The organism is Bombilactobacillus sp. ESL1092 (assembly GCF_058107465.1).
This window is the reverse complement of sequence record NZ_CM176594.1, coordinates 940,860-960,039: the sequence shown is the minus strand read 5'-3', so window position 1 is coordinate 960,039 and position 19,180 is coordinate 940,860. Positions and strand designations below refer to the sequence as shown.

General features: G+C 38.9%; 19 protein-coding genes. 6 read left to right on the top strand and 13 right to left on the bottom strand.

Translation table 11 applies throughout. The features are described from left to right. The first annotated feature begins 40 nt into the window (after positions 1-40). Together AC3B6Y_RS04415 and AC3B6Y_RS04410 are read left to right on the top strand one after the other, a co-directional pair. Positions 41-1,339, top strand: coding sequence for a pyrimidine-nucleoside phosphorylase (locus AC3B6Y_RS04415; protein WP_489769341.1), 1,299 nt, complete (start codon positions 41-43; stop codon positions 1,337-1,339). Between the two features lie 383 nt (positions 1,340-1,722). After that, entirely contained in the window at positions 1,723-2,922 is a 1,200-nt protein-coding gene (locus tag AC3B6Y_RS04410; protein ID WP_489756920.1) for a NupC/NupG family nucleoside CNT transporter, read from the top strand. A gap of 62 nt (positions 2,923-2,984) precedes the next feature. Here AC3B6Y_RS04410 and AC3B6Y_RS04405 read toward each other — a convergent pair whose 3' ends face one another. Next, the gene (locus AC3B6Y_RS04405; RefSeq protein WP_489790502.1) at positions 2,985-3,677 is read right to left on the bottom strand and encodes a GntR family transcriptional regulator; all 693 of its coding nucleotides are present in this window, start codon (positions 3,675-3,677) and stop codon (positions 2,985-2,987) included. A gap of 169 nt (positions 3,678-3,846) precedes the next feature. Between AC3B6Y_RS04405 and AC3B6Y_RS04400 the strand changes: the two genes are divergently transcribed. Beyond that, positions 3,847-5,172, top strand: a complete 1,326-nt coding sequence (locus AC3B6Y_RS04400; RefSeq protein WP_489756918.1) for a PTS sugar transporter subunit IIC — start codon at positions 3,847-3,849, stop codon at positions 5,170-5,172. Positions 5,173-5,267: 95 nt separating this feature from the next. Here AC3B6Y_RS04400 and AC3B6Y_RS04395 read toward each other — a convergent pair whose 3' ends face one another. Together AC3B6Y_RS04395 and AC3B6Y_RS04390 are read right to left on the bottom strand one after the other, a co-directional pair. After that, on the bottom strand, positions 5,268-6,674 hold the full coding sequence (locus AC3B6Y_RS04395; protein ID WP_489790500.1) for an MDR family MFS transporter: 1,407 nt from the start codon (positions 6,672-6,674) through the stop codon (positions 5,268-5,270). A 45-nt stretch (positions 6,675-6,719) separates the two neighbouring features. Continuing rightward, positions 6,720-7,172: a MarR family winged helix-turn-helix transcriptional regulator gene (locus tag AC3B6Y_RS04390; RefSeq protein ID WP_489790499.1), complete on the bottom strand. Its 453-nt coding sequence runs from the start codon at positions 7,170-7,172 to the stop codon at positions 6,720-6,722. Positions 7,173-7,290: 118 nt separating this feature from the next. Between AC3B6Y_RS04390 and AC3B6Y_RS04385 the strand changes: the two genes are divergently transcribed. Continuing rightward, positions 7,291-7,500, top strand: coding sequence for a hypothetical protein (locus AC3B6Y_RS04385; RefSeq protein WP_489774652.1), 210 nt, complete (start codon positions 7,291-7,293; stop codon positions 7,498-7,500). Between the two features lie 62 nt (positions 7,501-7,562). On the opposite strand, the gene AC3B6Y_RS04380 is transcribed toward AC3B6Y_RS04385, so the two are convergent. The 3 genes from AC3B6Y_RS04380 to AC3B6Y_RS04370 form a co-directional block, all read right to left on the bottom strand. Beyond that, positions 7,563-8,159 carry a histidine phosphatase family protein gene (locus AC3B6Y_RS04380; protein WP_489769344.1) on the bottom strand — a complete coding sequence of 199 codons (597 nt, stop codon included), beginning with the start codon at positions 8,157-8,159 and terminating at the stop codon, positions 7,563-7,565. A gap of 79 nt (positions 8,160-8,238) precedes the next feature. Next, positions 8,239-8,664 (bottom strand): MarR family transcriptional regulator, encoded by a 426-nt coding sequence (locus AC3B6Y_RS04375; protein WP_489790497.1) that lies wholly within the window; start codon positions 8,662-8,664, stop codon positions 8,239-8,241. A 71-nt stretch (positions 8,665-8,735) separates the two neighbouring features. After that, positions 8,736-9,704, bottom strand: coding sequence for a polyprenyl synthetase family protein (locus AC3B6Y_RS04370; RefSeq protein ID WP_489790496.1), 969 nt, complete (start codon positions 9,702-9,704; stop codon positions 8,736-8,738). 68 nt (positions 9,705-9,772) lie between these two features. Between AC3B6Y_RS04370 and AC3B6Y_RS04365 the strand changes: the two genes are divergently transcribed. Further along, positions 9,773-10,684 carry a 1,4-dihydroxy-2-naphthoate polyprenyltransferase gene (locus tag AC3B6Y_RS04365; protein WP_489756912.1) on the top strand — a complete coding sequence of 304 codons (912 nt, stop codon included), beginning with the start codon at positions 9,773-9,775 and terminating at the stop codon, positions 10,682-10,684. A gap of 97 nt (positions 10,685-10,781) precedes the next feature. On the opposite strand, the gene AC3B6Y_RS04360 is transcribed toward AC3B6Y_RS04365, so the two are convergent. After that, positions 10,782-11,972, bottom strand: coding sequence for an acetate/propionate family kinase (locus AC3B6Y_RS04360; RefSeq protein WP_489756911.1), 1,191 nt, complete (start codon positions 11,970-11,972; stop codon positions 10,782-10,784). A 307-nt stretch (positions 11,973-12,279) separates the two neighbouring features. Between AC3B6Y_RS04360 and AC3B6Y_RS04355 the strand changes: the two genes are divergently transcribed. Next, entirely contained in the window at positions 12,280-13,464 is a 1,185-nt protein-coding gene (locus tag AC3B6Y_RS04355; RefSeq protein WP_489790494.1) for an NAD(P)/FAD-dependent oxidoreductase, read from the top strand. Between the two features lie 85 nt (positions 13,465-13,549). Here AC3B6Y_RS04355 and AC3B6Y_RS04350 read toward each other — a convergent pair whose 3' ends face one another. The 6 genes from AC3B6Y_RS04350 to rhaB all read right to left on the bottom strand — a co-directional run bounded on the left by AC3B6Y_RS04350 (position 13,550) and on the right by rhaB (position 19,174). Next, on the bottom strand, positions 13,550-14,455 hold the full coding sequence (locus AC3B6Y_RS04350; RefSeq protein ID WP_489790492.1) for an AEC family transporter: 906 nt from the start codon (positions 14,453-14,455) through the stop codon (positions 13,550-13,552). 13 nt (positions 14,456-14,468) lie between these two features. Then, positions 14,469-15,038 (bottom strand): sugar O-acetyltransferase, encoded by a 570-nt coding sequence (locus tag AC3B6Y_RS04345; protein WP_489774648.1) that lies wholly within the window; start codon positions 15,036-15,038, stop codon positions 14,469-14,471. 103 nt (positions 15,039-15,141) lie between these two features. Next, positions 15,142-15,960, bottom strand: a complete 819-nt coding sequence (gene rhaD, locus AC3B6Y_RS04340) for a rhamnulose-1-phosphate aldolase (protein WP_489791483.1) — start codon at positions 15,958-15,960, stop codon at positions 15,142-15,144. A gap of 148 nt (positions 15,961-16,108) precedes the next feature. Then, a complete protein-coding gene (locus AC3B6Y_RS04335) occupies positions 16,109-17,371 on the bottom strand; it encodes an L-rhamnose isomerase (protein ID WP_489756904.1) in 1,263 nt (420 codons plus the stop codon). A gap of 22 nt (positions 17,372-17,393) precedes the next feature. After that, positions 17,394-17,711, bottom strand: a complete 318-nt coding sequence (rhaM, locus tag AC3B6Y_RS04330) for an L-rhamnose mutarotase (RefSeq protein ID WP_489756903.1) — start codon at positions 17,709-17,711, stop codon at positions 17,394-17,396. A 17-nt stretch (positions 17,712-17,728) separates the two neighbouring features. After that, positions 17,729-19,174 (bottom strand): rhamnulokinase, encoded by a 1,446-nt coding sequence (gene rhaB / locus AC3B6Y_RS04325; protein WP_489791481.1) that lies wholly within the window; start codon positions 19,172-19,174, stop codon positions 17,729-17,731. Between the last annotated feature and the right edge of the window lie 6 nt (positions 19,175-19,180).

Genomic DNA, 19,180 nt, shown 5'->3' with positions numbered 1-19,180 from the left:
TCGCTTTCTAATTTTATAAATCCAAAGGAGTGTATGACTCATGAGAATGGTCGATATTATTGATAACAAACGCAACGGAAAAGAATTAACTGCTGAAGAAATTCAATTCTTCATTGATGGCGTTTGTGATGGCACTATTCCTGATTATCAAACTAGTGCCTTATTGATGGCAATCTATTTCCAAGACATGACAGCTCAAGAACGGTCAACTCTGACCATGAAAATGATGGAATCGGGCGATCATTTGGATCTGTCCGAAATTCCAGGTATCAAAGTTGATAAGCATTCTACTGGTGGTGTGGGCGATAAAATCAGCTTACCATTAGCCGCAGTCGTAGCCGCCACTGGTATTCCAGTGCCTATGATCTCTGGACGCGGTTTAGGCCATACTGGTGGAACATTAGATAAGTTGGAAGCGATCCCGGGCTACAAAGTAGAAATCAGCGAACAAGACTTTATCAAGCAAGTCGCTGCCGAAAAGTTAGCCATTATTGGCGCCACCGGTAACATTGCTCCGGCTGATAAGAAAATTTATGCTTTGCGGGATGTAACCGATACCGTTGATTCAATTCCGCTCATTGCCAGTTCCATTATGAGTAAAAAGATTGCCTCTGGTACTGATGCCTTAGTTATTGATGTCAAAACAGGATCAGGCGCTTTTATGAAGACCTTAGACGACTCCATTGCTTTAGCTAAAGCTTTAGTTTCTATTGGCAAAGGTGTGGGCATGCAATGTATGGCTGTAATTTCCGACATGAATCAACCACTCGGTTACAAAATTGGTAATTCTTTGGAAATCGAAGAATCTATTGATGTCTTAAAGGGCCAAGGCCCCGCAGATGTTACTGAATTAATGCTAACTTTAGGTAGTTACATGGTTGTTTTAGGCGGCAAAGCCAAAGATGCTGCTGAAGCCCGGAAATTACTCGAAGATGCTATTAGTTCCGGCAAAGCTTTAGAGCGCTTTAAAGCAATGATTAAAGCTCAAGGTGGCGATGAGCGCGTTGTTGATGACTATTCCATCATGCCCCAAGCGCAATATAAGATTGAATTACCAGCCCAACAAAGCGGTGTTGTGGCTCAAATAAAAGCCGACGAAGTTGGCATTGCTAGCATGATGCTCGGTGGTGGTCGCCAAAAAGCAGAAGATCAATTAGATTACAGTGTCGGTATTGAACTACACAAAAAAGTCGGTGACGCTATTCAAGCAGGTGAATCATTGTTAACTATTTACAGTAATCGGGAAAATGTCGATGATATCAAAGATTTATTGTATCAAAACATCACCGTGGCCGATCATGCTGATAAGAACCCAATGATTTACAAAATTATTGATTAAATACTGCGACAAGTAACGTTCAGCAGTGGAATATAGCCTAGATAAAGGACTTAAGTTTTGGTCTTTAAACTTGAGATCTTTAGCGTAGCTAGACGCAAACTGTTGCTACTTGGAGCGCTTAACCACTGCGACAAAGGCCGATTTAAAGCTGAGGATTAACCTAGACTAAGGACTTAAGTCGGGCTTTGACTTGAGTTCTTAGTTGTAGTTAAACGTAAGCTTTTAGCTTTTGGAGCGCAAGATCACACTGCGACCAGTAGCCATCTTAGTTAAGGATGCAAGTGTTATTTATAAACTTAAAATCTTAACTATTGAGTGTGATTTTACAATCTTTATACAGATCAGATCCATTACCATATTCACAATTCAGAAAGGTGAAAATTATGCGATTTGTTTTCTTGTTAACCGGAATTTTACTCGTTTTGATAGTTGGTTGGTTAGTCAGTAGTGACCGCAAACATATCAAATTCAAAAAAATGGGAATTATGTTTGCCCTCCAATTAATCATTTCTTTCCTATGTTTAAATACTTCAGGTGGTATTAAAACAATGGGAGCCATTTCCAGTTTCTTCAACTGGTTAATGGTTCAAGCCGCCGGCGGAATCAATTTTGTTTTCGGTGGTTTAGTTATCAAAAAAGGCGCTTCCGTCTTCTTCTTAAATGTTTTAATGCCGATTGTCTTTATTTCCGCTTTAGTAGGAATTTTAAATTATCTAAAAATCTTACCCTTTATTATTAAATGGACCGGTTTTATTTTGAATAAATTAGCTGGCATGGGTGAACTGGAAAGTTATTTTGCCGTTTCCACTGCTATTTTAGGACAACCGGAAGTCTTCTTAACCATTAAAGATGTCATCCCCAAGCTTGACGAAAAGCGGCTGTATACCATTTGTGCTTCGGCCATGAGTGCGGTCTCTGCTGCGGTCTTAGCTTCTTACATGCAGTTAGTTCCTGGTAAATTTGTGGTAACTGCGGTTTTCTTGAACATTTTATCGGCGTTGATTGTTTCTTGCATCGTCAATCCCTATGATGTTTCTGATGAAGAAAACAAAGCCATTAATGCCGACTCCGCGACAACTAATCTTTCCCATGAACCTTTCTTTCAAGTTGTCGGTAATTATATTCAAGATGGTTTTAATCTAGCTATTACCGTTGCGGCCATGTTGATTGGTTTTGTCGCTTTAGTAACTTTCTTAAATAGTACTTGTTCAGTTATCTTCCATATCAGTTTTACCAAGATTTTGGGTTATATCTTCTCGCCAATTGCGTACTTAATGGGTGTTCCGAGCAAAGATATCCAACAAGTTGGTAGCTTAATGGCCACCAAACTCTTGACGAATGAATTTGTGGCCCTAGGTCAATTGCATAAGATTGTGCATGTCTTAAGTCCCAAGGCTGTCGCCATTATTTCTTCCTATTTAATTTCCTTCGCAAACTTTAGCGTAATCGGTATTATTACCGGGGCAATTAAATCCATTAGTGCTAAGCAAGGATCATTCGTGGCTAAATTTTCCATGAAGTTATTATTAGGTGCTACATTGGCTTCTATCTTAACCGGAACGATCGTTGGTCTTTACTTCTAAGACTACCAATACACTAACATTAAAAACTCGCTTCGAACTGACAAGCGAGTTTTTTTGTTGTCTTATAAATAAAATTTGGTGGTTTGATAATTATAGACATTTTGGGAATAATCAAAAATCCGCCCACTAGTTGAATAAAACACTTCTTGAACGACTAAGCCAAAACTAGTTTTAGCCAAAGCTAATTTTTGCGCTTCTAATTCTGTTAAGGGCCGTACAGCAAAATACTTATCCGAAAAACCCACTTTAATCTGATGAACTTGTTGCAAATAATGAAAGATAGACCCGGTCGCAATGGCAACATTTAAAAACGGTACCTCTTCAGTACTATAATATGAAGTTTCCCAACACGAAATCACGCCTTGTGCTAGCTTGATTCTTTGGACTTGATACACGGGCGTTTTCTGTGAACAATGTAAATATTGGGCGATCTCTACTGTGGGATAGATTTTTTTGACAGTCACATCCGCATTCGTTAATTGATTGTCTTCCAAGTAATTGGTCCAACCATGATTGGTCTTAGAAAAGTTCAGATAACCAGCTTTAGGCGGTTTACGCACAAACGTCCCACTACCTTGCACTTGATAAATTAAGCCCGCTCGTTCTAATTCTGTTAAGGCTTTGAGAATTGTAGTCTTACTCGTCTGATAAGTAGCTTTTAACTCATTTAAGCTCGGCAATTTAGCACCTTGTGGCAACGAATTTTGTTGCATCATTGCAATTAGTTGTTGGGCTAACTGTTGATATTTAAGCATAGAAACCTCCTTAATAATCTAATCATCATTTTAAAAAGCGCTTGCAAAAATTAATTTAGCGTTTTAAACTGTACGTGTACAGTTGTGAAAGCCCTTACTGATAGTTTAACAGAAAATTGGTATTGATTAAGTCTTGATCTTACTTTGACAATAATGGAGGTTGTTACATATGAAAGACTTTATTAACAAAAAGTTACTACCACCGGTAATGAAATTCGTCAATACTAGGCCCCTCAAAGCGATTAAAGATGGAATGATTTATCCCATTCCCTTTATCATCATCGGCGCTATTTTTTTAATCCTAGGGCAACCACCAATTCAGGCCTTACAAAATTATTTTAATAAAATTGGTATTGCTGCTGTGTTCATGCAAGCAAGTGATGCTTCCTTCGGCATCATGGCTTTGTTTGCTGTCTTCGGCATTGCCTATTCTTGGGTCAAAGATGAAGGCTTTGATGCTGCACCTGCTGGACTCTTAGCGGTCACGGTCGATATCATTTTACAACCTAGTACCATCACTAAAGTCACTAGTATCGCCCATCCCGATAAAACATCCACTGCGTGGCAAGTTTCCGGGATCATTGACAAAAACTGGCTTGGCGGGCAAGGGATGATTATCGCTATCTTAGTTGGACTCTTTGTTGGTTGGCTTTACTCCTGGTTTTTGAAGAAAAATATTACTATTAAAATGCCGGAACAAGTTCCCCCTAATGTGGCAGGTTCTTTTACTGCTTTGATTCCGGCGGCCGTCATTGTTTCGTTAGCGGCGGTTGTGTATGGCATCTTCAAATTAGGCTTCAATACTACCTTAGCCGAATGGATTTATAAGGTTATTCAGATTCCACTGCAACACGCCACTGATGGCTTGTTAGGCGTCATTGTCATTTCTCTATTACCAGTCTTTTTATGGTTCTTTGGTGTACATGGCTCCACGATTGTCGGCGGAATTATGGGACCATTATTATTATCAAATAATGCCGATAATTTGGCTTTGTATAAAGCTGGTAAATTATCTTTAGCTCATGGTGCCCACATTGTAACTCAATCTTTTATGGATCAATGTTTAACAGTCACTGGTGCCGGTATGACCATTGGTTTAGTAGTTTTCATGTTTGTTTTTGCTAAATCAGCCCAGATGAAAGCTTTAGGCAAATTGGAAATTGTTCCAGCTTTATTTAACATCAATGAACCAATCTTGTTTGGTTTACCGATTGTTTTAAATCCCATGCTAGCGATTCCCTTTATTTTAACACCGGTCATCTCGGGACTATTAACCTATGCTGTCATTGCCCTCGGCATTATCCCACCTTTCAACGGAGTCTACGTTCCTTGGACCACACCAGCAATAATTTCCGGCTTAATTGTCGGCGGTTGGCAAGGAGCTGTTTGGCAAACCTTAATGTTAATTATGAGCTTCTTTATTTACTATCCATTCGCCAAAAAGTATGACAGCATTTTATTAGCACAAGAACAAAAATCCGTTGCTGAAGACTAAAATTAATTTAGCTTATAAAAAAAAGAGCCCCGAACGGCTCTTTTTTTATTGGCTTACTCAACTGAACAACAACTATTTGAATCCCCACGATAAAATTATTTATTTTCAGCTGCCGCACTGGGCAAGAAGAATGAGGCCAGTAAGCCAATGACGGCAAAGACAATCATTAAAATAAAACTCCATTGATAACCAATTTCGGTAGCCTGAACTTGACCGACACTAGTCTTTAACGTAGCTGACAAAGCCACCAGCAACATTGCTAAAGCTGTTCCCAGTGACCCCCCGATTTGACGCACCGTCGATGAAGCAGCATTGGCATGAGCCGTTAACTGCGGTTCAATCATATTGATACCGGCAGTAAAAGTCGTCATCATTGTAAAGGAAATACCCACCATCCGAACAGCATAGCACAATCCAATCAAGACTAAACTCGTCTGGGTATTGAACCACAACATGGGCAAAGTACCTAACAACAACATGGCAAAGCCAAAGAACGATAACTTCTTAATTCCGAGTTTATCATAGAGTGTTCCCGAAATAGGATTACAGATGATCATCACAATAGCCCCCGGCATCATGACTAAACCAGCAATCAAAGCTGATTCTTGCCGTGTCGTCTGTAAATACAACGGCAGAACTAATTCAATGCCCACCATTGCAATATTACTAATCGTACTTAACATAGTACATAGGTCAAAACGCCAATTTCTAAAGACGCGAATATCTAATAGTGGTTCCTGCATTTTTAATTGGCGCCGACAGAATAAATAAATGACTAAAATCCCGATAAGGAAAATAACCGCTAAACTCACCGTAATTTTACCCGTATTGCCTACTTCCGATAAAGCATATAACAATAGACCAAAGCCAATAATTGATTCGATAAAGGATAAAAGATCGGTTGTTTGTAATTTGGGTGTAGTTAGATTTTGAATCGTAAACAACGCTAAAATGGCCACTAAAGCACTCGTCACACTCAAAATAATAAATAACATTTGCCAATCAGCGTATTTCAAGATTAAACCGGATATTGTCGGCCCGACCGCCGGACCAAAGCCAATTACGAATCCCGTAATCCCCATGGCGAAGCCGCGTTTTTCGGGGGGAAACATCATCAAGATAACATTTTGAATAAATGGCATTAACCCCCCGGCCGCCACGGCTTCAATAATGCGTCCAGTCAATAAAACCCAAAAGTTGGGTGCCATTAGACAGACAATGGAACCGACAAAGAAGATTACCATCATTGTCAAAAAATTTTGTTTCAAATTAAAAGAATCAAAAATCCACGCCGAAATGGGAATCATTAAGCCCACCACTAACAAGTATGCAGTCGTTAACCATTGCGCAGTGGCTTGATTGACCTGAAACGCACGCATAATAGTGGGCAAAGCATTATTTAAGAACGTTTCAGCTAACAAAGCCACAAAAGAGCCAAACAATAACACGGCCATCATTAAAGCTCGTTTTTTCCCAGAAATACTTTTAACTGTCGTTTGCAATTTTGCTATCTCCTTTTTGTAGCAAGCTACACTTTTACATAAAATTTAGAAATTTTGAATGATCTGCGTCAAAATTTTCGCTAATTGCGCCTGCTGCTTCTCCGTTAAGCCGGCAATAATTTGATCATTAACACGACTCATTGTCGCGCGAATATCCACAATATGCCGATCTAATAAAGCACTCCCTTGCTGCGTCAACGACAAACTAACTTGACGGCGATCATTCGACAAATGCCCCGTATTAATTAACTGGGCCTGTTCCAAACGTTTGACGATGCTCCGCATTGTTGGGTGACTCAAAGCAAACTTTTGTGCCACTTCGCGTTGCGTAATCGTGCGACCGTTAGATTCATATAAATAAACCAGCAATGTAATCTGCGGACCAGTCAAGTTTTGTTCTGGAATGAGTTTAGCGATTTGATTATTTAATTCTTTTTCAATTAAAGTATTAGCTACTTTAATCTGCGGACCCAATTGCCGTAATAAATCAGCAGTCATTCAACCACAACTCCTTTTCAAAAAGGTAGTTTACTACATTTATTAATAAAATCCAAGTTCTGAAAGTGAATTTTTTAAGTGCTGCAATAATAATGGCAAGTACAGAGGGGGATTAAAAATGAAATTCACTTTTGAAACTGCATTTGGAATTTTTCTATTGTTGTTAGGACTATGGGAATTTGTTGCTGTGCATAATCACTTCAAAAGTGTTCAAAAGTATGCCACTGCCAGTACGTCACATTTTGTGGCATTAGCCTTATATTCAGGAACCTACTTTGGAGTTTGCTGTTTAATTTTCAGTATATTATTCATTCTAAATCTTGCCTAAAAAATTCGTTTACTGAATCAACTGCCGCTAGGCCCGTTGTTCAATAAACGAATTTTTAATTACTATTTGTGGAGTAGACTTGGAGCATCAATCACTTCTTCAAACGTAAATTGGTGCTGGTTATAAGTAAATTTTAAAATATTACAATTTTTCAATAATGGCATTTGGGCAATATCCTGAGCTTGCGGCCAATGCTTCAATAGAAAGGCATGGCAGGCGCCACCGTGACTAACTGCCAAAACTCGATGATGATCAGGTTGCTCCATAATGTGGGTCAAGGTCTGATCCATCCGTGCTTGAACCTGCGCCACTGACTCACCACCATAATAAACAAAGTAGTCACCATAAGAGTGTGCTTGCGGATCAATTGGTGGATTTAATCGTTCACTTTCACCTTCGTACAAGCCAAAGTTCCACTCTTTAATTCCCTTTAGTCGCTGATATGGTTGGCTGGTGACAAACTCCAGAGTATCACTGGCCCGTTCTTGTGTAGACGAATAAGCATGATCAAACGTAATTCCTGCTTGTTTGAAATATTGCCCCACCTCTTTGGCTTGGCTAATACCTTGCTGAGTTAATGGCGAATCGCAAGCCCCTTGAATTCGATGAGTTTGATTAAATAAAGTTTCGCCGTGACGCATAAGATATAATTCTGACATAATTAACAATTTCCTTTCCTCAAAAGTTGGAAACGATTAATTAAATTATACCGCTTATTTAAGGAAACTCTGTATTAAATTAACAACATGTAGAATCATTTTTATCAGTCGTCATAGCATCATAGACGGCTTCTAAAGTTTGGTAAACAGTCGTTGCATCTAAATCATGTTGCGCAAACAGTTGTTGCCACCAATCATTTATCACTTGCCGTAATTGGCAAACTTGATTTTGCCCACGCTTAGTCAGATTAATGCGCTTAGCACGGCGATCATCCGCGTCGCATTGACGTTTAATATAATTCTTTTGGGCTAGAGTTCGCAAATCACGGGCCAACAAGCTCGGATCCATGACCATTTTTTGGGCAATTTCTTGTTGCCTGTAATTAGGATGTTCATCAATAAACAACAGTAGATCGGTTTCGGTCGCCCGCATTTTTAAACAATCCAATTGTTTATTGCACTCATTTTTCGAACCACGATAAATTCCGGCAATAAACTTGCTCAAGTTATAATAGTCCAATCATTTCCCCTTTCTGTTCGCCAACACACTACTACCCACTTTTGGTCACAACTTATTTATTGTTGCCGCTTTAACAATTTTTTAGTAACCCACCGAATGTATTTTTTATATTGATTAGTTGGTAAATCTTCAATCAAAGTCAAGGCTTTTTGGGAATAGTTTTGGGCTAACTGTTGTGCTGCTTTTAAACCGCCCGAAGTCCGAACCCGGTCCGCCACAGCCGTAATCTCTGCTGACGTTAACTGCTTTTTATCTATTAAAAATTGTTTCAATTCATTATCGAACTGCAAGGCGTAAATCAACGGAATGGAATAGACACCATTTTTTAAATCTTCTAATTGGGGTTTGCCAGTTTGCTTATGGCCTTGGTAATCTAAAATATCATCTTCAATTTGAAAAGCCATGCCAATATTGTGGCCGATAAAACGGGCATGATGAATAATTGTCGGATCATCCGTTGCCAAAACAGCGCCAAATTGTGCACTTAGTTCAATTAACTGCGCCGTTTTACCTGCAATTTCGCGCAAATACATTTTCACAGTGGCTTGCGGGTTATAATTAATCCGTAACTGATCTAGTTCACCTTTTAAAATTTTTTTCATACCGCGCGCATTTAATTGTACTTCTTGTTGATTAGTTGCTACCTGGCTGATTAAATCAAAATAGACGGTCATCAAATAATCGCCGGCATAAATCGCATTGCGATCTCCCAAGTGAACTTGGATAGTTTCCACATTGCGCCGTAACTTAGAATCATCAATGACGTCATCATGGATCAAAGTGGCAATATGCAAAACTTCCATGGCCGCAGCTGCTTGAATCTTTGTTTGGTACGCCACATCGCCAAAATCACTAAAAATTAATAGGCAAGCGGGGCGAATCATTTTACCACCGCTAATCACTTGTTCGCGAATTGGTTGAGCAATTGCTTGATCTAGTGGATCAATTTGTTTTAAAATAAAATTTTGAACGTCCTGCAATTGCTGTTTCAATTCAGGAATTGCAGACCACATCGGGTTAATCATTGACAGGCACCTTTTCATATATAATCTTTATATAGTATATCAAAAATTAAGTGAGGTTTATTGAAAGTTTGAAACCAAAAGTTTTTTTAGAATTAGTTGAAATTAAAGCCAAAACGGCGAGTGTGTTTCCTTTTTTATTAGGTGTGTTTTATACCATTTACCATTATCAGCAGCTGAACTGGCTCAATACCATTCTCTTTTTTGTGGCCATGTTGTTATTTAATATGGCGGTTGATATTAACGACAACTATTGGGATTACAAAAATGCTGATCATGATCAAGGCCAAAACTTCCGCCAAAAAACCAATGTCATTGGAGTTAATCATTTAAATATTCATAAAATTGGTTGGCTCAACTATTCCTTGATGGTTGTGGCAGCTTTAATTGGCTTATTGTTAGTAGTCAGAGTTGGCTGGTTATTACTAGTTATGGGACTCTTTTGTTTTGCCGTCGGATTTTTTTATGCTGGTGGCCCGTGGCCGTTAAACTCCTTACCCTTAGGCGAATTATTTGCGGGCTTTACGATGGGCTTTATGATCTTTTTCATCACGGTCTGGCTCAACGTACACCAATTAGTCAGCCTTAACTGGTCTTTTATTTTACCAATATTATTGGCCTCAAGTCTAGCAATGTGCGCGATTGCTTCCCTACTTTTAGCTAATAACATTTGTGATTATCAAGAAGATTTAGATTTAAAACGTCATACCATTGTCCGTTATCTAGGAGTTAATAGCAGTCTCTGGTTATATGCACTGTTATTAATTGCTGGTTATTTATTGTTATTACTCGCTGTGATTAAGAATTATTTGCCCTGGTTTGTCATGCTGACTTGGCTAACCATTCCGGTCGTCTACCAAAATACCCGACAATTCTTTGTAGTTCATGTCAAACAACAAACCTTTAAACTAGCAGTGCAAAACTTATTTATCATGACTTTCACCCAAGTCGTCACTTTAGGAATCGGTTTAATTATTCCTTAGTTTTTTGTAATCGCGATTAATTTCTTGGGCGCACCGCATAATACACAAAGTAAAAATGGTATCGACAGTTATATCAATTGTCAATACCATTTTTTGATTATTTAATTAATTGATAAGTGTCCCGCACGATCATCAATTCTTCATTGGTTGGAATCACGAAAACTTTAATGGGTGAAGCACTTTGACTAATTAAAGCAGTTTTGCCACGCACCTGATTGGCTTTCGGATCTAACAGCACTCCTAAATGTTGTAATTGTTGACAAACACCCGCACGCACTCCAGCATCATTTTCACCAATCCCCGCCGTAAAGACCAAAGCGTCTGGCTGTTCATTTAGTAAAGCTAAATAAGATCCTACATATTTAACAATCCGATTAATAAACATTTGTTGCGCCAATTGCGCTTGTTGATTACCTTGTGCAGCCGCTTCATCAATATCCCGTTTATCATTAGACAATCCGGAAACACCGAGCAAACCCGAATGATGATTTAAAATATCTAACACTTCCGAGATATCAGAAATCTGTTCTTTTTTCATCAAGTACTCTAAGATCGAGGGGTCAATATCACCACTTCTCGTTCCCATCATTACACCGGCTAAAGGCGTAAAGCCCATCGAAGTATCAATGGCTTGCCCATTTTCAATGGCCGTCACCGAAGCACCACTACCTAAATGCAACGTAATTAAATTGGTTTGCGCAACTGGTTTTTGTAATAATTGGGCGGCTTGCTCTAAGACATAGCGGTGACTAGTACCATGCGCACCATATTTTCGGATGTGATCTTGACGATAATATTTCATTTCTAAGGGATATAAATAATTGACGGGCGCTAGAGTTGTGTAAAATGATGTATCAAACACTGCCACTTGTGTAGCTTGCGGTAATAATTTGGCAAAAACTTGAATATAATAAGCCTCCGTCGCGTTATGTAGCGGCGCTAATTCGGCTAAATTAGCAATTTCTTGGGCAACATACGGGGTTATTTTAGTTGAACGCTTAAATTTTTCACCGCCTGACACAATCCGGTGCCCGACACCTTTAATATCTTCTAAGTGCTCCACAATCCCCAAGCTTTTGAGACGTGTTAAAATTAAGGTAGCAGCAATTTGTTGATTAGTAATCGCTTCTTGTTGTTTAAACTTGTGGCCCTGATATTCTGCTTCAAACACTGCATCAACTTTACCTAGACGATCGATCATTCCTTGTGCTACTTTTTTTTCACTTGGTAAATCATAAATCTGCCATTTCAAACTCGAACTACCTGCATTGACCGCCATTATTAACATAAAATCCAGCCTCCAATTTCTTAGTTGGCTTAATTATACTTCAAAGAAACCGGTTGCACAAAAGTTGTTAATAAAGCCTAGCTAGCGAACAAAATCGCAAACAGCCAGCTAAGAACGCTAAATTATGATTTTTTATCTTTAAGAAATACCGTTTTGGGAATTTGTGGCACACTCTCATTTATACGCATTTCCATTTATCTCAACAACTTCAGAAAACTTTAAAATAAATACAGTATATCGGTTTTCAGAACTTCAGAAAAAGTTTATAATAATTGTTAGAATTACATACAAAGAAAGGATTGGGTTTATGGCTCACATTGTAATTTTAGGAGCAGGCTATGCTGGCTTAGGTACCGCCAGAAAATTAGCAAAAATTGCTCCTGCAGACACACAAATTGATTTAATTGACCGTAACACTAAGCATGTTGAATCAATCGAACTTTATCAAGTTGCTGCGGGTACCGCCAACGCAGACAAAATCAGTTTTGATATTCGCGGAGTATTACCGGATAATGTTAACTTTATTCAAGCGAATGTTTCAAAAATTGATTATGAAAACAAAACGGTTGAATTTGCTGATCATGATGACTTAACTTACGATTATGTTGTTCTTGGTTTAGGTTTCCGTTCTGAAAACTTTGGTATGGAAGGTGCTGATCAGTACTCTTACAAACTGCAAGATATTCCTTCCGCCGAAAAGATTTATGAAGTTATCAACTCTAACATTCGTAATTATAAGCAATCCCAAGACCCGAACGACTTAAATATCGTAGTTTGTGGTGCTGGTTTTACTGGTATCGAATTATTGGGTGAATTAATTGACACCGCTAAGATCTTAAAAGCTAAGTATGGTGTTCCTGAAATTAACATTACTAGTGTGGAAATGGCACCGCAAATTTTGCCAATGTTTGACTCTGATTTGGCACAATATGCTGTTGATTTCTTAAGCAAGAACGGCATTAAAATCATGACCAGTGCAAAAATTAAGAAGATTGAGCCAAATGCTGTTGTTTATACAAAGGGCGACAGTGATGAAGAACAACGCATCTACGCTAATTCTATTATCTGGACAGTTGGTGTTAGTGGTAGTGATGTCATTAAAGACTCCGGCTTCAATGCTCGGCGCAACCGGATTACAGTTACCGACTATCTAAACATTGAAGATCATCCTGAAATTTATGTGGCTGGTGATGATTCTGCTTCCATGGATCCTAAATCCGAACGACCATTACCAACTACCGGCCAATTAGCTTTGGCACAAGCAATTGTTGCTGCAGAAAATATTGTTGCTGACATTCAAGATACTCCAAAGAAGAAGTTTGTTTACCAATCTAAAGGAACAATTGCTTCCTTAGGACCTTCTCATGGTATTGCTGAAATTACCAAACCACACTTGAAATTAAAGGGTGCTGTTGCTGCTATGGCTAAACGCTTCTCCTTTGAACAAGTTTTATATGAAGTTGGTGGCGTTAAGGGTCTCCAAAAGAAATAATTTATCAATCACAATCAGATTTAACAAAAAATTCTAGTTATTTTTCCAATGAGGAAAAGTAGCTAGAATTTTTTATTATAATTTTTTAAAACAGATTCAATAAAATAGTCAATGTTATGACGCTTAGCAATGTGCTCATTAATGTACAGCTCGAAACTAAATCTGGCTCTGTTTTAAATTGAATCGCATATAGTGTAGTATTGGCCGCACTCGGCATTGCCGACATTAACACAACAATCTGTGTCAAAAGCGTGGACACGCCGACCCAACGACAAATCAATAGTGCCAGCACAGGGGATAAGACCAAGCGCACCAGCACTGCTACACTAATTGTTTTGAACGCTACTGTTTTTGTAGTTACGTCAGCCAATTGCATCCCCAAAATCAACATAATTAACGGAATGGCAATGTTGCCAATCATATTAACACTCTTCATTAAGTTAGCTGGTAATTGGATTTGATAAAAATGTAGTAGAATAGCTGGTAAAATCACGTAATTCATTGGCTGCTTCAAGACGGCCATACCAGCAGCTTTAAATCCAGCTAGGCCGCGTTCATGAGCCGAAGCAGCAATATAGACCCCCACAAAGCCCATCAAAATATTATGAAAAACCATAATCATCATCGCCAGACTAGTTCCTTTAGCTCCAAAAGCAAATAAAACCAAAGGTACCCCGTAATTACCACTATTGGGAAAAACCGTCGCTAACAAAAAGGCATTCACCTGACTCCGCGAAAATTTTAAAATGCGCCCGATTACTACGCCAACTACAATCAAACTCAACATAATTAATGTTGAAGTAATAATAATATTTAAAAAATTTTGATTGAGTGTCTGTTTATAAAAAGTTTGAAAAACCAAAAATGGCAGGAGCAAATAAATTGATAGCGTGGACAATGGTTTAACATCTAAGCGAAAAATTTTTTGAAAAAGATAGCCCGCTAAAAAAATTAATAATACTGGTAGCATTACTTGATTAAAAGCTGTCATTAACTTGATCCTTTCAGGACTTACTTGGTAATTTTTTCAATACTCGCGCTGGTGAACCAGCAAGGACGACGTTACTGCCAAACGATTTGGTCACTGTCGCGTTAGCGCCGACGATTACATTATCACCCAGGCTAACTCCCGGCAAAATTACCGCATTCCCACCGACCCAGACATTATCGCCGAGCGTAATCGCCTGTCCTAAGCCAATGCCTGCACTGCGCTGAATAGGATCCTGCGGATGCGTGGCCGCATATAGTTGTACCTTCGGCGCCAATAAACAGTTATCACCGATCATCACGGGCGCAATATCTAGAATCGTACAATCATAATTACACAAAAAGTTATCACCAACGTGAATATTATAACCAAAATCACAGCGAAAATTTGGTTGAATGTACGGATTAGTCCCCACTGAGCCCAACAGTTGCCGAATCACCTGATCTTTTTGTTGCGTAGCTTGATCATCCAATTCATTTAACATTTTACATAAGCGCCGTGCCCTGGTTTCATCGGCCGCCAATTCTGGGTCAAAAATATAATACGGTTTTCCAGCTAAAAATTTTTCTTTTTCTGTCTGTGCCATCAAATAATCTCCTCAATCAAAAAACGAGCGGGTAAATCCAGGCCTCATAGCACCGCTAAGCTTGAATTTTCCATCTCGTTTTTATGGTTTTATTCAATTAATTTTATTTTAAAAATTTAGGATTAGCAGTAACATGAAAAGCATCTGCCAAATCATGCAATTGGGCATCAGTAATTTCTTGTTTAATTTGACCGCCCTGCGCACCAATTTGTGAGTAAATCGTAGCTGCTTTTTCAACCGTTTCAATTAAACCAAAAGCTTCATCTAATGTCGTACCCGTACCAAAAATCCCGTGGTGGGGCCACATAACTACCCGAAAGTCCTGCATCTTGGCAGCTGTGGCTTGCCCAATTTCATTCGTCCCTGGTGTCATGTAAGGAATGACTCCCACACCTTCAGGGAACACAACTAATGATTCTGCCTGCATCTTCCATAACAACAAAGAAATGCTCTTTTCATCCAATTCGTGCGTAAAAGACAACGCAATCAAATTCGTTGGATGACAGTGCATCACCACGCGGTGGTTAGGATCAACTTTCAACCGTTCAATATGTGACATTAAATGACTCGGAAATTCAGAAGTTGGGGCCGCACCATCTTCATAACCCCATAATAAATCAGCATGTTGCCCATCAGCAGTGATTTTAACCAAACCTAAATCAAGCTTAGGTTGATGAATAACATTCCGGAAATAACGTCCTGTAGCCGTTACCAAAAAGTAACTCCCTACTAACGCACTAGCATCAAAGCCCAGGTCAATAGTCCGCTTAACTACAGCAACATCATCAAATGGCGCCACATCTTCAGCCGTCAAACGTAAGGACACATTACCACCATTACGCTCATCCCAGCCTTCTTGATAAGAGGCTTGTGTTATTTCACAAACTTTTTGTACATATTTAGAATCACCAAAACTTGTCATGCTTACAATTCTCCCTTATTAAGTCCATTAATATTTTTAAAAATGCCAAAATTTACGCTGAACCACGAATAAACAATCGAGTCATCGTGATGACTTAATTGTTTATTCCGAGTTAAAACTCAGTTATTGAGTATCATTCAGTTTTATCTTAGCGCTTAAATTGAACGTCTTTTTCGTATTGCCGAATTTCTTTGAGCCAATCCATCCCAACCGGGACATTATTCCGCAAACAAAATTCATCCCAAACTGCACCAAATGGATAAGATTTTAATTCTTCAGTTTCTACTAAGCGTTGCGTAAAGTCATAGTGCAACTCGTCTTCTTTTAATTGAGCTAAAGGTGCCAACATTGCTTGTAATAAAGCCTTTTGGGTTGCCCGGGCACCAATGACCCAAGCAGAAACTCGATTAATCGTAGCATCAAAGAAGTCTAAACCAATATTCGTCTTATCTAATTCGTTATCCCGAACTAGCGAGCGAGTAATCCGTTGCAAAGCTTCATCAAAGATGACTACGTGATCACTATCCCAACGAACTGGACGCGAAACATGTAACATCAAGCCGCGGCCAAATGGCAAAAAGGCAGAAAACTTGTCAGAAACATCTTCAGTTGGATGCCAGTGACCTGCATCAATCGTCCATAATTTGTTACGAGTAATCGCATAGTTGTTGTAGAACAAATGAGAACCTACCGTGTAAGACTCAATACCTGTACCAAATAATTTACCTTCAAAGGATTCAATCGTATTCTTTTCATCATATTTGTCTTTAATAATTTCGTCTAAGGACTCAATCATCCGCAAACGCGGTGTCGCTTTATCAATTGGATTATCTTTAAAACCATCAGGCATCCAGAAATTATTAATTGATTGTTGACCCAATTCTTGACCAAAGTAATTTGAAATTTTCCGTGATTGTTTCCCTACTTGAATCCAAAAATCACGAATATCTTTTTCTGGACTAGCTAAGGTAAAATTATTTTTGACTTTGGGATGAGAGAAGAAAGTAGGGTTCATATCCAAACCAATTTTTTCTTCCTTAGCCCAATCAACCCAATACTTAAAGTCTTCTGGACCAATTTCATCAAAGTCTTTTTTGCGATCTGTGACCGCATATAAAGTATGCAGCTGCACTTTATGATGACCAGGAATTAATGATAATGCTTCATGTAAATCACCCGTTAATTCATCGGGCGTTGTAGCAATCCCCGGATAATCACCGCTGACGCCAATGCCACCGGTTAATTCTTGTTCCGGATTCACAAAGCCATGAATGTCGTCACCTTGCCAACAATGCACAGATAATTTAACTTTTTTCAATTGTTCCATGGCAGCTTCTGTATCTACGCCAATTTCAGCATACCGTTCCTTGGCGGTTTGATAAGCATTTTCAACAGTTTCAGATTTAGTCATAATCACACATCTCCTTAAAAATTTAATTCAAATGAAAAACCTCATGTAAGTCGGTCGTCACTGGACTTTGATCCGGATTCGTATCCATAATCGGTTCCATATATGCCCACCACTTTTTGCAGGCATCAGACTCGGAAATCTGATTATATTTATCAAGGTCATCAACTTCTAAATAAGCAAACAAATTGCCCGTGGCTTTATCCAGAAAAATTGAGTAATTATGCGCACCAGCAGCTTTCAAAGCTTGGCGCATTTCCGGAAACAAATTATTGTGTCTCTTTTCATACTCAGCATATTGATCTGGATAAACATGCATTAATTGTCCCAAACGGACTGTCACTTTTGGTCACTTCCTTTTTATCTAAATTTGCTACGCCAAGTTTTTAAATGTTCTTGCATATCTTGTTGCGGTTGATATTGCTTTAAATCAAAGGAATCAGCTATGATCCGCCGTGCCAAATAAACATTTAAAATATCACCTTGCGCAATCATCTGCACAATCAAATTGCCAATGGCCGTGGCTTCAGTGGGGCCAGCAAACACATTCACACCAGCAATATTAGCTGTTAACTGGTTCATTAAAGCTACATTGGCACCACCACCAACAATATTCAACGTGTCAATTTGATAACCTAAAATTTGGCCCAAAATATCTAATTCATTAGCGTAATACAGTGACAAATTCGAATAAGCAGCCATCGCAATTTCACCAGGAGTTTGCGGGACTTTTTGGTGCGTTTCACGACAGTAAGCTTGAATTTCTGGAATCATCGCTGGTGGATTTTGAAAACGCTGATCATTGACATCAATATATTGTTGAAATGGCGTTTCTTGTTGTGCTAACTGAGCTAATTGCGCAAAACTATATTGATCATGTAATTCTTTTTTAATATTTTGCACAATCCACAAGCCCATAATATTTTTCAAAAACCGATACGTGCCATACGCACCCCATTCATTGGTGTAGTTGTGTTTAAATGCTAACTGGCCGTTCTCTGGAACATTTAATTCGGCCCCAATCAAAGACCAGGTTCCTGAGCTCAAGTAAGCCCAGCGTTGCCCGAGTCCGGGAGTTCCTACGACGGCCGAGGCCGTATCATGGGTCGCTACCGTAATTACTTGAGCTTTGGGCAAATCGTAATTGGGGAATTTATCCGTTTGTAATTCACCCAGCATGGTCCCGGGATCAACTAACTTAGGAAATTGATCGGCACTGACATTAACCTTTTGCAACAAATGTTCATCAAACAAGCCTTCGCGTAAACTTAACATTTGCGTCGTGGATGCATTAGTAACTTCCGTTACTGCTTGGCCCGTTAGCACATAACCCAAGTAATCGGGAATCATTAAAATTTTGTCGGTGTGTGCTAATAAATCTTTGTCTTCTTCAAACAATTGGTATAACGTGTTAAAATCTAAAAATTGAATCCCGGTTTTTTGATAAATATATTCTTTGGATAAATCAGAGGTTAAATCGTGAATCGCATTTTTAGTCCGCGCATCCCGATAAGAAACCGGATCTTTCAAACGTTGACCATCTGGACCGACCAAAACGTAATCAACAGCCCACGTATCAATTCCCACTGTTACTTCCGCATAACCAGCTTGTTTGACTTTTTGCAGTCCCAGTAAAATTTCTTGGATAATATGATCAATGTCCCAACAATCAGCACCATTTTTGGAGGTAAATCCATTGGTAAAACGGTGCATTTCTTTCAATTGCAATTGGCCATCAATTAATTGACCCAGCATCAAACGCCCACTGGAAGCGCCAATATCAATTGCTACATAAGTTTTACTCACTAACTG

Coding starts and splice junctions, on each gene's coding strand:
- AC3B6Y_RS04415 (WP_489769341.1), top strand. CDS start 41: ATGAGAATGGTCGATATTATTGATAACAAACGCAACGGAAAAGAATTA.
- AC3B6Y_RS04410 (WP_489756920.1), top strand. CDS start 1,723: ATGCGATTTGTTTTCTTGTTAACCGGAATTTTACTCGTTTTGATAGTT.
- AC3B6Y_RS04405 (WP_489790502.1), bottom strand. CDS start 3,677: ATGCTTAAATATCAACAGTTAGCCCAACAACTAATTGCAATGATGCAA.
- AC3B6Y_RS04400 (WP_489756918.1), top strand. CDS start 3,847: ATGAAAGACTTTATTAACAAAAAGTTACTACCACCGGTAATGAAATTC.
- AC3B6Y_RS04390 (WP_489790499.1), bottom strand. CDS start 7,172: ATGACTGCTGATTTATTACGGCAATTGGGTCCGCAGATTAAAGTAGCT.
- AC3B6Y_RS04385 (WP_489774652.1), top strand. CDS start 7,291: ATGAAATTCACTTTTGAAACTGCATTTGGAATTTTTCTATTGTTGTTA.
- AC3B6Y_RS04380 (WP_489769344.1), bottom strand. CDS start 8,159: ATGTCAGAATTATATCTTATGCGTCACGGCGAAACTTTATTTAATCAA.
- AC3B6Y_RS04370 (WP_489790496.1), bottom strand. CDS start 9,704: ATGATTAACCCGATGTGGTCTGCAATTCCTGAATTGAAACAGCAATTG.
- AC3B6Y_RS04360 (WP_489756911.1), bottom strand. CDS start 11,972: ATGTTAATAATGGCGGTCAATGCAGGTAGTTCGAGTTTGAAATGGCAG.
- AC3B6Y_RS04355 (WP_489790494.1), top strand. CDS start 12,280: ATGGCTCACATTGTAATTTTAGGAGCAGGCTATGCTGGCTTAGGTACC.
- AC3B6Y_RS04350 (WP_489790492.1), bottom strand. CDS start 14,455: ATGACAGCTTTTAATCAAGTAATGCTACCAGTATTATTAATTTTTTTA.
- AC3B6Y_RS04345 (WP_489774648.1), bottom strand. CDS start 15,038: ATGGCACAGACAGAAAAAGAAAAATTTTTAGCTGGAAAACCGTATTAT.
- rhaD (WP_489791483.1), bottom strand. CDS start 15,960: ATGACAAGTTTTGGTGATTCTAAATATGTACAAAAAGTTTGTGAAATA.
- AC3B6Y_RS04335 (WP_489756904.1), bottom strand. CDS start 17,371: ATGACTAAATCTGAAACTGTTGAAAATGCTTATCAAACCGCCAAGGAA.